Here is an 11,502-nt window from a genome sequence, read left to right as displayed (position 1 = left end):
GCGTTCCCCGACAACCGCATCCTCGGAGCTGCCACGCTCGATCGGCTACGGCATGGCGCCTACCGTGTCGTCATTGAGGGTGAGAGCTTCCGCAAGCCGAAACCGATGCCCGAGAACGGCGAAAACGCGGTTGCAAAATCAGGCAAAAAAACGCATTCTTGAGTCCCTTCGAAATCGCGTTTCGGGGCCATTCCAAGTGGCCTCATTACGCCGATCATCCCCGGCTCGATTACGCCGATCCGTGACACCGGGAGACTCGGAGCGGGTGTAGGTGGGGCCCTGACGACAGACCTGATGTCGCCTGGCACTTCGGGCGGTGGTTCGTCGTACTACACACCCACGGGCCTCGGCACGTCTGATCAGACGTGGCAGCAGCTGCTTGCGCAGCTCAGCAACACTTACGATGTGACAGGGCTGAACCAGTACGGGGCTGCAATCGCTCAATCTCGGCACGGCCGCGAACAACACGTATTCGCCCGCATATCAGGCTGTGGAGGTCAAGCCGAGCGCGTGATTTTCTGCGACTTATGGCCGCTACCTCACGCGATGGAGGTAAAGCTCGCGCTTTCAGCGAAGCGGACATAAGCGGCGCGATCGGGGATCGAGTGGCAAGCGTGCTATTGTTCCCCGCCCGCTGATTAGAGCTAGTCATATCCTTCACAACGAAAGAGATCGCCATGCCTAACGTCCAGATTTACCGCTTCCAGAAATACGATATCAGTACCGATGAGTGGCAAACCTCGCGGCGCTGGGCCACGGCCGAGGCCATCACGAGAGTCGGCGGCCGGCTCCTTGGCGAGCCGCTGAATGTGGACGAGAGCGTGCTGGGTGGCGAGGTTGACGGCATGACGGATCGTGCCTTCAATCCGAATTCGACAATTGGCGGCGTCTTTCAGCAAACTGTGAAGCGCGGATACTGAGCGAGCCTATGCCGTGGACATCATTGCCGCGCTGTCAGGACTGAAATCCGCAATCGATCTTGCTAAATCGGCGATCGCGGCCCGAGATGACGCCATGCTCGCGCAAGCGCGATCGGAGATGCTGGAACACGTCATCGATGTGCAGTCGGAGTGCTTCGAACTGCAGCCAACCAACCAGCGGCTTCTGGCGGAGGCTCAGGCAGCGGGCACGCGTGAGAATGCGCTGAAGGCGGAGCTCCAGCAGATCCAGAACCACACGGCCGATATCACGAACAACTATGAATTCCGGGTAGGCGGGACGGGATCAAGCTACTACGAGGCAAAGACCCCCGATCCGGCGTCTAACGCGCGAGCCTACCTGTGCGCGAATTGCGCAGCTAGCGGCAAGAAGACATTCCTTCACCGGGCCGTGCTTGGATCGCATTACGTCTGCTCGGCCGGGCACGGAAACATCCAGCTGTGAGCCCATTAGCGAGCCGATAACGAACGGCAAGCTTCTGCGGTCAAGTGAGCCTTTTGAACGTCGCCTGGTTATGGGTGGACGCCGGCGCGAAGTGCGCTCAGATCCAACTGGCCCATTTGCCGAATCACCGCCTCGCGGTGTCGCACTACGTCCGCGAGGCGTTCAGCGTCCACGCCTCGCACCGTGGCCAGATAGCGAAGCAGTTCCCCGAGTTGCGCGTTCGTCGACGCAAGCAGTTCCTGCAGCGCAACCACCCGATAGCGCTCCGCGGCCATCCGCGCTTCAGCCGCCTTGCGTGCAGGTTCCGACTGGATCCCCTGCACGACCAGGCGGACAGCAGCCTCCTCGAGCGATTCGCCCGTGCCCAGCGTTGCCGCTTCGACGATCTGCTGGAGTCCCTTCGGCACTTTGGGCGGCACAACGCTCTTTTTAAGTCGCTCCACTATTTCAGTGTTCAGGCTTTGCCCTGCGGCATCGGCACAGTCCTGCAGGTCCTGCCGCAACTCGGGCGGCATTCGCAAAGGATAAGCAGCCGCCTGCTTCGCTCCCGTCTTTTCGTCCGACATGTGCCCCCTTGATAAATCTATGTGATTTGACGATACTTAGCATATGGCATCACGGAGATTCTACTATGAATCTATCTGTGAATAACTTGGAGCGAACGCTTCATGCCCGCACCGCAACCGAATTCGTATCCGCTGCGAATGCCAGCGGACCTGCGGCGTTTCCTGCAGGAAAAGGCTGACCGTCTCGAGCGGTCGCTGCATTGGGTGATCGTGAAAACGCTCGAGGACGTAGGAAGAAGGAGGCGCGCACGAAGGGCGGCTGATCGATAGAAAAAACCCCGACCGGGTATCTGGGGAGATGACGGTCGGGGCTTGATGTCCAATCTTGGAGAATGAACGCATGCATGCTAGCACGCGGGCGTTGACACGCCAACTGAAAGTGCCGTTCCACGGCACGGACCTTCATATCGTCGAGCACATCGGCCATCCTTACACGCCGATGAAGCCGATTGTCGAGGGTATGGGGCTGACGTGGCACGGACAGCACGGAAAGCTCAAAGACAACGCCCACCGCTGGGGCATTCTCGATTTGAGAATACCTTCGGCTGGCGGCCCGCAAATCATGATCTGCGTGCCGCTGCGCAAACTTCCCGGCTGGCTCGCGTCAATCGAGCCTGGCAAGGTGAAGGACATCGCCATCCGTGATCGCGTGATCCTTTACCAGGACAGCTGCGACGACGCGCTCTGGCGGCATTGGAATGAGCAAATCACCGCTCGCCCGCGCGCCGGAGACGCGAAGAGCACTGTCGCTGATCGCGCCGACGCCTTGCGCTTCGCCACCGAGCTGGTGATCGACAGACACGTTCCCTACAGTGCCGCGTATCAGGTAATGCGACTTTACGCCGGTACGCCGAGCTTTCGTGCGATGACGTGCGATCAGGCCGCCAGCGCGGCTGAGTTCGCACTGCGACTGCTCAACCACGACGACACGGTCGCAGACTGGAAGCGCGTCGAGCTCCACAAGAGCCAGCTGTACAACGCGCCCGAGCAGTTGACGCTGCCACTGCACCCGCGGCTCGCACCCGCCTGACCCGGCGACCGCGTGCAGCGAGTGTCGGCGCTACCCAGCGCTGGCGCGCGCCCTGCGCCAGCGACCACAACTCTTTCGGGGGATGCTGAATGAATCGATCGATGCGGAACGCATAAGATTGCAGACATTTCGATAAACTTGCGATAACCGGCGGCATAATCTCAGCACTGAACAATATGCACGCCCTCGTAGTGCGCAAAAACAAATACCTCTCAAAACAGGAGGCTGGGTCCTCCCGAAAATCAAATGGCCACAGAGACCAGAACACAAAAATCTGCTTACTATCGACGTGCGGCCATCGTGCCGACCTCCGCGCAAACGCTCCAGCAACTTTTTCAGCAAGCCCTCGGGCAGCAAAAGAAGATCAAGGATCGGCTTGAGGCTGTAGACGCTTCCGCCTCGCACTTCCGCGTCGTCAGCTCGAGCAAGACCGTAAAGGGAATGCTATGCGGGACCCTTGTCGCGTTCGAGCGGGGGGCCCATCAACTTGTGATCGTCGACGACCCCGAAGCCACCAGCCTGTCGATAGGCGCGCTTGAGCCTCCGCAGAAAGATGAGAAGCAGCAACAGTACGTCCCGGGCGTGCTGTTCTTTGCGGTGTTCGAAAATCATCTGGCGGTGGTCCATTCCCAATCGCTTAAAACGTCCGCGCTCGAGCAGCACATCGCGTGGCTGCTTCGCGAGAAAACTGGCTTGCTTGGCAGCCAGCAAGGGATTGCGCTCGCCGATGAGATCAAAAAGGCAACGAAAGAGCGGATCCGCAAGTCGCACGTGAAAGCGCTGTCATTCGGGAGGCCGTTCATGGCGCACGAGGACGATGCCTCGGTAGCACCATCGGCCGCAGTGGCGCTCAAAAAATCCGACGTTTCGAAGCTGACGCCCGACTCGGCTGTGGTCAGTTTCATCAAAAGCATCCTGCCGGGCGACAAGTTCGCAAAGCTCAATCTGGAAGACGCAGTGTTCGAGGGCAACCTCGAGGTATGGGTCGAAATCCGATACCCCTCGCGATCGCGATCTCAACCCGCGGACACCATGAAGTTGATCGACGACCTTGCGATTGCCCTGCGCGATCAGGAAGAGGATACGGTGATGCTGGAGCTAGCCGATGGCTCGAAAGTCAAGGGGTCCGAGCTCAAGATTTCAGCACCGATTACCCTCAAGAGCACCGGCGGCGTTCCGCAAGAGGACGCGTTCTATGACGACATGGCCGGGTGGTTGTCGAGTTTGATTGTCAACGGGGTGGTATCATCGTAGGGCCATGAGGACCTACTCCAGACCCCTGCTGCTTGTACTCGGAGCTGCGGCGTTCGCTGCCTTGGCGCCGTTTTTTCCGTCGCTTATCTCCGGGACCGTTGTCAAATATATGGCCGGCGTGTTCGTGCTGGTCGGGACAATGCTGTCCGTTTTCTTTGCGCAACTTGGAAACACCACGGGAGTGGGCGTACTCTCCTCCCGCGAAATGGAGCGCTACACAGCCAAGCGCATCGAGATCCGCGGGCGGTTCTGGCTGGTTATCGGTCTTTGTCTCGCGTGCAGTGTCGTCATGTGGCTGCTTAGCGAGAAGCACGTGAGCCGTATTGCCGCCGTCAACGGCGCAGTTGTCGGCTTCTTTGTTTTCGTGGGCGTGACTTACCTGCTCGTCGTGGCGCGTTGGATCAACGATTTGTCCGCGTTCGCAGACCGAATGCGGCTCATCGAACAGCAGCGAAAAGAGCATGAAGCGTTGCTGAAGCGGCTGGCCGACGCCGCGAAGAACCACAGCGCATAGCAAGACACCCAGCACAGCAAGGGTCATGAATGCAAAAGCCCCGCATTGTGCGGGGCTTTGTCTTTTCTGACGCGGGGCTTTGTGTAACCCCGCAGAGTGGCGAGGCCTTGAAGGTGGCGCGACAGGAGGGGCTCGAACGCCCGACCCTCGGCTTAGAAGGCCAATGCCCAGCCTACTAGGTGGACCGACCGAAGAAGATTGTACCTCTTGGAGCACTGAGCCAGCGGAGTCCGAACGGCTGTTCGGATCCACTCTCTAGATACCGTATCCGTCGGCGAGCGAGCTGCAAATGTAGGCTAAACAGCAGCCGTGCATGTAGTCTGACTACCTTTGACACTACAGGTCGCATGTCAACGAGACCACGGGAGCGTCGGGACCGCAGCAAGTCTCCGTCGTCGCTACAGATGAACTGTCACAGTCGGGTTAGCGGCGCGTTGGTACGTCAAGCCGGCATGTGCGTCGGCTCAGCGTTCGAAGAAGCCGAAGTTCAGATGGCGAGGAGCCCTGCTTAACGCATCATGCCGTACGCCTGACTGAACGTGGATCTTCAGGGCAAACGGTCACGAATGGCGAGCAACAGATCGAGGTGTCTTTCAACGAGCAGCGGGATTGCCGATTCACCACGGGTCCATCGACCGATGGTCCGGCGGTCGTAGCCCGAATATTCAGCGAACGTCACCTGCGTCCAGCCGAGGCGCGCCAATGCGTATGAAAGGTCAGCGGGTTTCATTGCGAAATGGACAAAATGTCCCACTCAGTTGGGGTTAATTGACGCATTTTGTCATGGAAGGCGGCAATTTCAAACCTCGGCCTGCTGTCGGCGATGCGCCGGCATGGGCGCTGACCCGGCTGGCAAAGCGGACGCAGTTTCCCCTGGTGCCCCATTGCCCTCCTGACCGGTCTCCAGAACCGTCTCTTCGCCGTTTTCTGCTGCCGTTGCGCGCAGTCGTTGCTCCGGCCGTGACTGAATCCCCTCCATGGTGCCCTTACCTGCGGTCCGCCGTCCCCCGCGAGCCCCATTTTTGAAAGATCTCGGGGCGACGACCACTCCACCCCATCACACCCACCGACTGTCCACGGAGTAGCTACACATTATCGATGGGCAATCTGCCCGCTAGTACCCGATCGTATGTGCCCGCGCGCGAAACTCGGGGACCGACTGAACAGGATCAAGCGAGCGGCGCGCTGAGGTCCAAGGTCCCAAAAATTAGGGCCCAATTAAATGTCTCGGGTCTCCGCGACTTGCGCCGAAAGTCGCAGCCATACTGATCATGATTGAGGTGATCGGCTTTTTCGCCTAATATTGATCACATACCCACGGAGGAAGATCATGCCCAAGGACTCAGACGGCATCATGACGTTTTTCGCCCACACCGGAACGCCCGAGCAGATCGGTAAGAAGCTGGACAAGCTGGGCGACGAGCGGCTGGTGACCTTTACCCTCAAGGGGCCGCGCGACCGCACGCAGGCTTTCGTCAAGACGATCGAACAACTCGTGCCCGTAGCGAACGATCTCATCGACGCGCGTACGGACGAGCGCCGCAAGCAACTGGTTGAGGCGCTCACGCCGGACGTGCCCATGCCTTCGCACATCCTCAAGGAGGCTTCCATGCGCAAAGCCGCGGTCGAAGGCGTGTTCGAGGCCAGCGAATGGCTGACGGCTGCCCACATCGCGGAGATCGCCGAGCTCAGCGGCAGCAACCCAAGCGCACAGCCCAATCGCTGGAAACACGACCGCCTGATCTTCGCCGTTGACCACAAAGGCAAGGATTACTTTCCTGCCTACGGACTCGACCCGAAGAAGAAGTACCGGCCTTTGGACGCGATGGCCAATGTCCTCCGCGTGTTCGACGACTCGAAGGACGGGTGGGAACTCGCGTTCTGGTTCGCGTCGGTCAATAGCCGCCTGGGCGGAGAGCGCCCACTCGATGTCCTGGGCAAAGACCCGGGCGCTGTCGTGCGCGCGGCAGAGGCGGAGCACGCCGGAGTGCTGCATGGTTAGTGCGACGCCCGCTACCCCAACTCGGCCTGTTCCGGCGCCGCCGGCGGACTTGCACGCGAATGCGAAGCGCATCCCGTGGAAAAAGCACTGCCCCATCCATCGCGTGCACCGCGAAAAGTATGCGTGCAATGCTTTCAACTCAAGTTCCGACGGCGACGCCCGGTTCAGCCCGATTCTAAACGCAGACAAAAAAGTGATCCCCACGATTTATGGTGGAACGAACTTTGAGTGCGCGGCCATGGAGACGGTCTTCCACGAGATCCCATACGTTGCGGGCCTGAAGACTCATTCGAAGAAGGCCCTCGAGCCGCACCGTTACTCCGTCATCGAGCCACAGCGGGAACTCAATCTCGTGGACCTCTCTAACGTGGCGCTAAGGCGCCTGGGCGTCAAACGCTCGGAGCTCATTGATACGAACCCACTTTGCTACCCATTGACTCGCGAGTGGGCGGTCGCTTTTCACGCACAATGTCCTGACATTGACGGCCTCTTTTGGGTGTCGCGGCAACACGATCGCGAGCACTCCATCGTGCTATTCGGCGACCGGGTAGAACAAAAGGACCTCAAGCAGATCGACGGGCCGAAGCACCTCTTAAACGACCTCCCGACCTACACTGCGTTGCTTGACCTCGCTGCGGTCCTCGGGGTTAATCTGGTTTGAAGCGCATGGGCCGCCAGCACCGGGCATGACGCTGAGCGCAGTATCTCCCGCGAGGGTGGCGCTCAACGAATACAAAAAATCAAGGAAGACATGCCTCGCTACGGGGTAACTGCAATCGCGCTCCTTTGCGCGATGAACAACGCCAGCGCTTCGTCCTGGGTGCGCATCGTCGACTTCGACAACGGCTACATTTCGGTGGACCGCTCTACCACGCGTCACAGCGAGGAAGGCAAACTGCTCTTCGTCTGTAAGCACTAAATTGAGCACACATCCGTGCTTAGGCGGCGTTGACGTCGGCGTGGGGCTGCACGAATCGAAATGGCAATAGATCGTTCACGTCGGCGTCTGGTGCACGTTGAGGCAGTTGCGTAAGAACGCGACGCAGGTACGCGTATGGCTCGACGTTGCACGCGCGGCACGTAAGCACGAGGCTGTAGATGACGGCGCTGGCTTTCGCTCCCGCGACGGTGTCGCTGAAGAGCCAATCTTTCCTGCTTGTGGCAAACGGGCGGATGTCGCGTTCCGCGATGTTGTTGTCAACCGCGGCTAGTCCGTCGGCAACGTAACGGCTGAGATACTCCCACTGGTTAAGCGTGTAGTTGATGGCGCTGCCCAGCGAGCTTTCGGGCGGCACTTGCGGTGCCTGCTCGTCCAGCCAGGCTTTAAATGCGTCAAGCAGCGGAACGCTGCGCTGTCGTCGCAATCGCAATGTATACGTAGCACGGGTTTCGCCGCCCGGCGGTTTCTCTCGTGCGAGTGCTTCGACGCGATAGAGTCGCTGGAAGAATTCGAGAGCCTGCTGTGCCCGCTTGCCTGGTTTTTTCTGCGTCTTCAGGGCCTCTACGAATCCGCGTCTCGCATGAGCAAGGCAACCGAAGGCCTACGAACAAGACTCCCGTGAAGCCTGACGTCTGGGGTAGTGGCGCTGCGGGCGCGCTGCAATGGGCCCTGGAGTGTCCCGGGCCTGGACCGGAGGGGCGTCTACGCGCGCGGATCCTTGGCAAGCGGGCGGAACTCAAGGCGTCGCAGGCCGCGCATGGCCATCTTCCGGCGGTTTCACGCCGAGATGCGTGAGCATGGCTTCGAGCGCTGCGGCGAATGGCCCTTCAATGTCGACCGGCGCGGGTACGTGACGATCGGCCCTACATTGATACGGTCCTCGCGGAGAATCGTTCTCGCGCACGACAGGCCGCCGGCGACGAAGCTGTCGGGAAGGTGCGAAGCGGGGGACGTACACGGCGTCCCGAGCTGGTGCCGTTCCAACTCGTGGGACGTGATGCTCACAAGCTTGATGCTCGGATGCTGGTGCTTGTCCACTCTCCGCATGGCGGGACCGAGCCGCGCATGATCAATCGCGTGTGGGTCATAGTGCTGATCGAGGGTCGTAACCCGCGCAGTCCTCGGCTATCATCTCTGCCTGCGTCGCCAATGTTCGGCCGAGGACGTATTACGCGCGATCCGTTCGGCACTTGTCCCATGGAAACTGCGCGAACTCCAGTTTGGTTAGGATTCCTACATTTCCGGCGCAGGTCTGGCCTCCTTCCACATTCGACAGCTGACCGGCGCCTGCTCGGACGAATTCAGCGTCGACGGCGCGCTTGCCAACGTCTGCAGCCGCGTCGAGGATGTAATGTGCGATGTCGTGGCTGCGCGGTTCGTCAAGCCACAGGCCCCCGCAATTGACAGCTGCCGGCGCAGCAAGGACGGTCGCCCTTATATCGAATCGTTTTTCGGGCGTCTAGCCGGCGATGGCTTTCACAAGCTGTCAGTCACCACTGGCAGCTCCGCTGCTGACACGCGACGTAACGACCCCGAGGCCTGTTCACGGTAGCAATTCACGACATGTCGAACGGATCGGCACGTGGCTCGATGACCGGGTCGACGGCGCGACAAATTTTGGCCCCTCCCGCTTCGGCAAATCCAACGCCGTTGATCATTGGCGTCAAAGGCTGCTCTCCGAGCGCCACGGTGGTCATGTGCCGATGGTGATCTGGAGCCACACTGATTCGGATGCCAGCCAAGCGGTGTGGGCCGCTTTTACGCCCATCTGCTTGAAGTGAGTGGACACCGGCTCCCCATGGCGCGATGCAATCCGGTAGAACGACAGGGCATGTGTGGACTCAGCGAAGGTGTGGGCCAGCGCCGTCGATGACGGAACCCGGAGGTCCATCGAGAGCCTGTCCGCAGCAGATCGCATTGGCCGGCAAACTTCCGTAGTCGACGGCGGATTCAACCGGTCGTTCGCTACGTGTAGTTTGCCGGTGCTGATCGAGGACCCAGTTCTAGTTGTGATGGACAAGATGCGCCATTCGGCGCGCGTCAAGGTAGTTGTCGCCTCACTCATGCAGCCAAAGGCTGTTTATTCGCGCCGATCGACGCCATCTCGACGACGGTGTCACGTTCGGGGTTAAGCGTCACGGCATCAACCGGTGTCCAGTCGCGCGTGTGACGCGACCAGCGAGCCGGATTGCATGCACGCGCCTTCGCGTACAGTGCGTGCCGTGCCGCGAGAAGCGCACGATCGTCGCCTGCATGACGCTGCGCAGGCGTCACGTAGCGGATGCCGCTATGACGATGCTCGAAGTTGTACCACTGGACGAAACCGGTAGCCCACGTGCGAGCAGCGTTCAGGTCCTCGAAGCCTGTGGCCGGAAACTCCGGCCGGTACTTCGCGGTTCGGAAGAGCGCCTCGGCGTAGGCGTTGTCGTCACTGACACGGGGGCGTGAGTACGACGGCTTGACACTCAACCAGTGGAGCATTGCCAGCACGGTGGTGGCCTTGAGCGTCGCACCGTTATCGCCGTGCAGCACCGGCCGGGTCTCAAGAGCGGCAATGCCTTCAGAGAGCGCCGTACGACGCACGAGATGAGCGGCGTGTTCGGCAGCGTCGCTGTCGTGCACCTCCCAGCCGACAATCTTGCGGCTGTAAAGGTCCAGGATCAGGTACAGATGGAACCATCGACCCGTTACCGTTGCCGGCAGAAACGTCATGTCCCAGCACCATACCTGGCGCGGCGCCGTTGCGACGTGCGTGGTCGGCGGCCGGGCGCCCGAAGGAGCTCTGGCACGGCCACGGCGCCTCATCTGTCCATGCTCGCGCAGCACGCGTGCAAAGGTCGATTCGCTGGCGATGTACACGCCTTCGTCGGCCAGCATCGGCACGATTCGCGCCGGTGGCATGTCAGCAAAGCGCGCCTCGTTGGCTACGCGCAGTACGTTTGCCCGCTCCTCTGGGCTCAGGGCATGCGCAGGCGGCGGGCGTATCGCGCCGGGCCTGGCGTCGCCCTTGACGAGCCCCTGATGGGCCCTCCAGCGCTGCAAGGTGCGCACATCAATTCCCGCGACCTCGCAGGCCAGGCGCAACCGGGCGCCAGCCAGTCTCGCCGAATCGATTTCCCGGGCCAGTTGCTGGCGATCCTCGAGGCCAATCATTCGTCCTCGCCCTCGTCCGTGTTGAAGATCGCCGAGACTTTTTTTGAAAGTACCAGCAACGCGGCTGCCTCGGCCAGCGCCTTCTCCTTGCGCCGTAATTCGCGTTCGAGTTCCTTGATGCGGCGCTGATCCTGCTTCGTTTGCTGAGGACTCGCACGGGCCTCTTCGGGCTCGGCCAGCGCCTGCGTGGCCGCTTGTCGCCACTGGGCCAGCTCCTGCGGATACACGCCATGCTCACGGCACCACGCATTGCGCGCCGTCTCGTCCATCGCTGCCGTGTTCAACACCGCCTCGAAACGGGCGGCCGCTGTCCATGCCCGCTCGCGAGCGGGCATGGACAGCGCATCACAGCGCAAGCGCTCCAGCGTCTGCGCGCCCACACCGATCTCTCGCGCAACCTCGTCCACTGATGCGCTTTCCGGCGCCAGCAACCGCGCCACCGCTCTGTCCTTGAATGTCTGTCCGTAACGCGCCAACTCGTTCTCTCTTTATCGCCCCCAGATTCCAATTCTATCGAGGCGACAACCATTGTGACGCGGGGGGAGTCAGATGCCGTGTTCCCGCGTCGAATCACAAAGCCTCCGACGGGGCCCCGCTCGGGCTGGGTATCCCGACATTGTGGATCGAGCTACGAGAACGCTTGTCGGAAGGCGGCCGCGA

The 11,502-nt window shown here is 60.7% G+C and carries 13 protein-coding genes and 1 pseudogene; 8 read left to right on the top strand and 6 right to left on the bottom strand.

What is annotated here, in order from left to right; translation table 11 throughout:
- Positions 1-677 precede the first annotated feature (677 nt).
- Both M3I56_RS35215 and M3I56_RS35210 read left to right on the top strand, forming a co-directional pair.
- Complete coding sequence (locus M3I56_RS35215; RefSeq protein ID WP_254346479.1) at positions 678-920, top strand: hypothetical protein; 243 nt, start codon at positions 678-680, stop codon at positions 918-920.
- Positions 921-933: 13 nt separating this feature from the next.
- Positions 934-1,383, top strand: coding sequence for a hypothetical protein (locus tag M3I56_RS35210; protein WP_254346481.1), 450 nt, complete (start codon positions 934-936; stop codon positions 1,381-1,383).
- 68 nt (positions 1,384-1,451) lie between these two features.
- Here the strand turns inward: M3I56_RS35210 and M3I56_RS35205 are convergent, their stop codons facing one another.
- Positions 1,452-1,949 (bottom strand): Arc family DNA-binding protein, encoded by a 498-nt coding sequence (locus M3I56_RS35205; RefSeq protein WP_254346483.1) that lies wholly within the window; start codon positions 1,947-1,949, stop codon positions 1,452-1,454.
- Positions 1,950-2,310: 361 nt separating this feature from the next.
- On the opposite strand from M3I56_RS35205, the gene M3I56_RS35200 reads away from it, so the two are divergent.
- The 3 genes from M3I56_RS35200 to M3I56_RS35190 all read left to right on the top strand — a co-directional run bounded on the left by M3I56_RS35200 (position 2,311) and on the right by M3I56_RS35190 (position 4,747).
- Entirely contained in the window at positions 2,311-2,979 is a 669-nt protein-coding gene (locus M3I56_RS35200) for a phage antirepressor N-terminal domain-containing protein (RefSeq protein ID WP_254357915.1), read from the top strand.
- A 246-nt stretch (positions 2,980-3,225) separates the two neighbouring features.
- Positions 3,226-4,233: a hypothetical protein gene (locus tag M3I56_RS35195; protein WP_254346488.1), complete on the top strand. Its 1,008-nt coding sequence runs from the start codon at positions 3,226-3,228 to the stop codon at positions 4,231-4,233.
- A gap of 4 nt (positions 4,234-4,237) precedes the next feature.
- Positions 4,238-4,747, top strand: a complete 510-nt coding sequence (locus M3I56_RS35190; protein ID WP_254346490.1) for a hypothetical protein — start codon at positions 4,238-4,240, stop codon at positions 4,745-4,747.
- A gap of 547 nt (positions 4,748-5,294) precedes the next feature.
- Here M3I56_RS35190 and M3I56_RS35185 read toward each other — a convergent pair.
- Entirely contained in the window at positions 5,295-5,477 is a 183-nt protein-coding gene (locus tag M3I56_RS35185) for a helix-turn-helix transcriptional regulator (protein WP_154671437.1), read from the bottom strand.
- A gap of 600 nt (positions 5,478-6,077) precedes the next feature.
- Between M3I56_RS35185 and M3I56_RS35180 the strand changes: the two genes are divergently transcribed.
- The 3 genes from M3I56_RS35180 to M3I56_RS41220 all read left to right on the top strand — a co-directional run bounded on the left by M3I56_RS35180 (position 6,078) and on the right by M3I56_RS41220 (position 7,668).
- A complete protein-coding gene (locus M3I56_RS35180; protein ID WP_254357914.1) occupies positions 6,078-6,749 on the top strand; it encodes a hypothetical protein in 672 nt (223 codons plus the stop codon).
- On the top strand, positions 6,742-7,410 hold the full coding sequence (locus tag M3I56_RS35175) for an RES family NAD+ phosphorylase (RefSeq protein WP_254345609.1): 669 nt from the start codon (positions 6,742-6,744) through the stop codon (positions 7,408-7,410). Before M3I56_RS35180 ends, M3I56_RS35175 begins: the two co-directional genes overlap by 8 nt.
- Positions 7,411-7,542: 132 nt before the next feature.
- Positions 7,543-7,668, top strand: coding sequence for a hypothetical protein (locus M3I56_RS41220; RefSeq protein WP_302057132.1), 126 nt, complete (start codon positions 7,543-7,545; stop codon positions 7,666-7,668).
- Between the two features lie 19 nt (positions 7,669-7,687).
- On the opposite strand, the pseudogene M3I56_RS35170 reads toward M3I56_RS41220, so the two are convergent.
- The 4 genes and pseudogenes from M3I56_RS35170 to M3I56_RS35155 all read right to left on the bottom strand — a co-directional run.
- A pseudogene (locus M3I56_RS35170) lies at positions 7,688-8,284 on the bottom strand (transposase); the annotation flags it as partial.
- 961 nt (positions 8,285-9,245) lie between these two features.
- Positions 9,246-9,386: a hypothetical protein gene (locus M3I56_RS35165; protein ID WP_254345611.1), complete on the bottom strand. Its 141-nt coding sequence runs from the start codon at positions 9,384-9,386 to the stop codon at positions 9,246-9,248.
- On the bottom strand, positions 9,383-9,580 hold the full coding sequence (locus tag M3I56_RS35160) for a secretory pathway Sec39 family protein (RefSeq protein ID WP_254357913.1): 198 nt from the start codon (positions 9,578-9,580) through the stop codon (positions 9,383-9,385). The genes M3I56_RS35165 and M3I56_RS35160 overlap by 4 nt, the downstream gene beginning before the upstream one ends.
- A gap of 170 nt (positions 9,581-9,750) precedes the next feature.
- A protein-coding gene (locus M3I56_RS35155) for an IS3 family transposase (RefSeq protein WP_254346194.1) occupies positions 9,751-11,318 on the bottom strand; the annotation gives its coding sequence in 2 pieces (ribosomal slippage) (positions 9,751-10,877 and positions 10,877-11,318; 1,569 coding nt in all).
- Between the last annotated feature and the right edge of the window lie 184 nt (positions 11,319-11,502).

Source organism: Paraburkholderia sp. CNPSo 3281 (assembly GCF_024206515.1).
Lineage (GTDB): Bacteria > Pseudomonadota > Gammaproteobacteria > Burkholderiales > Burkholderiaceae > Paraburkholderia > Paraburkholderia nodosa.
Note: the sequence above shows the minus strand (reverse complement) of the source record. Positions and strands in the feature narration are given on the sequence as shown.

What these genes read in the sequence shown, in the direction of transcription:
- M3I56_RS35215 (WP_254346479.1), top strand. Translation starts at nt 678, where the DNA reads ATGCCTAACGTCCAGATTTACCGCTTCCAGAAATACGATATCAGTACC.
- M3I56_RS35205 (WP_254346483.1), bottom strand. Translation starts at nt 1,949, where the DNA reads ATGTCGGACGAAAAGACGGGAGCGAAGCAGGCGGCTGCTTATCCTTTG.
- M3I56_RS35195 (WP_254346488.1), top strand. Translation starts at nt 3,226, where the DNA reads ATGGCCACAGAGACCAGAACACAAAAATCTGCTTACTATCGACGTGCG.
- M3I56_RS35190 (WP_254346490.1), top strand. Translation starts at nt 4,238, where the DNA reads ATGAGGACCTACTCCAGACCCCTGCTGCTTGTACTCGGAGCTGCGGCG.
- M3I56_RS35185 (WP_154671437.1), bottom strand. Translation starts at nt 5,477, where the DNA reads ATGAAACCCGCTGACCTTTCATACGCATTGGCGCGCCTCGGCTGGACG.
- M3I56_RS35180 (WP_254357914.1), top strand. Translation starts at nt 6,078, where the DNA reads ATGCCCAAGGACTCAGACGGCATCATGACGTTTTTCGCCCACACCGGA.
- M3I56_RS35175 (WP_254345609.1), top strand. Translation starts at nt 6,742, where the DNA reads ATGGTTAGTGCGACGCCCGCTACCCCAACTCGGCCTGTTCCGGCGCCG.
- M3I56_RS41220 (WP_302057132.1), top strand. Translation starts at nt 7,543, where the DNA reads ATGAACAACGCCAGCGCTTCGTCCTGGGTGCGCATCGTCGACTTCGAC.
- M3I56_RS35165 (WP_254345611.1), bottom strand. Translation starts at nt 9,386, where the DNA reads ATGACCACCGTGGCGCTCGGAGAGCAGCCTTTGACGCCAATGATCAAC.
- M3I56_RS35160 (WP_254357913.1), bottom strand. Translation starts at nt 9,580, where the DNA reads ATGGACCTCCGGGTTCCGTCATCGACGGCGCTGGCCCACACCTTCGCT.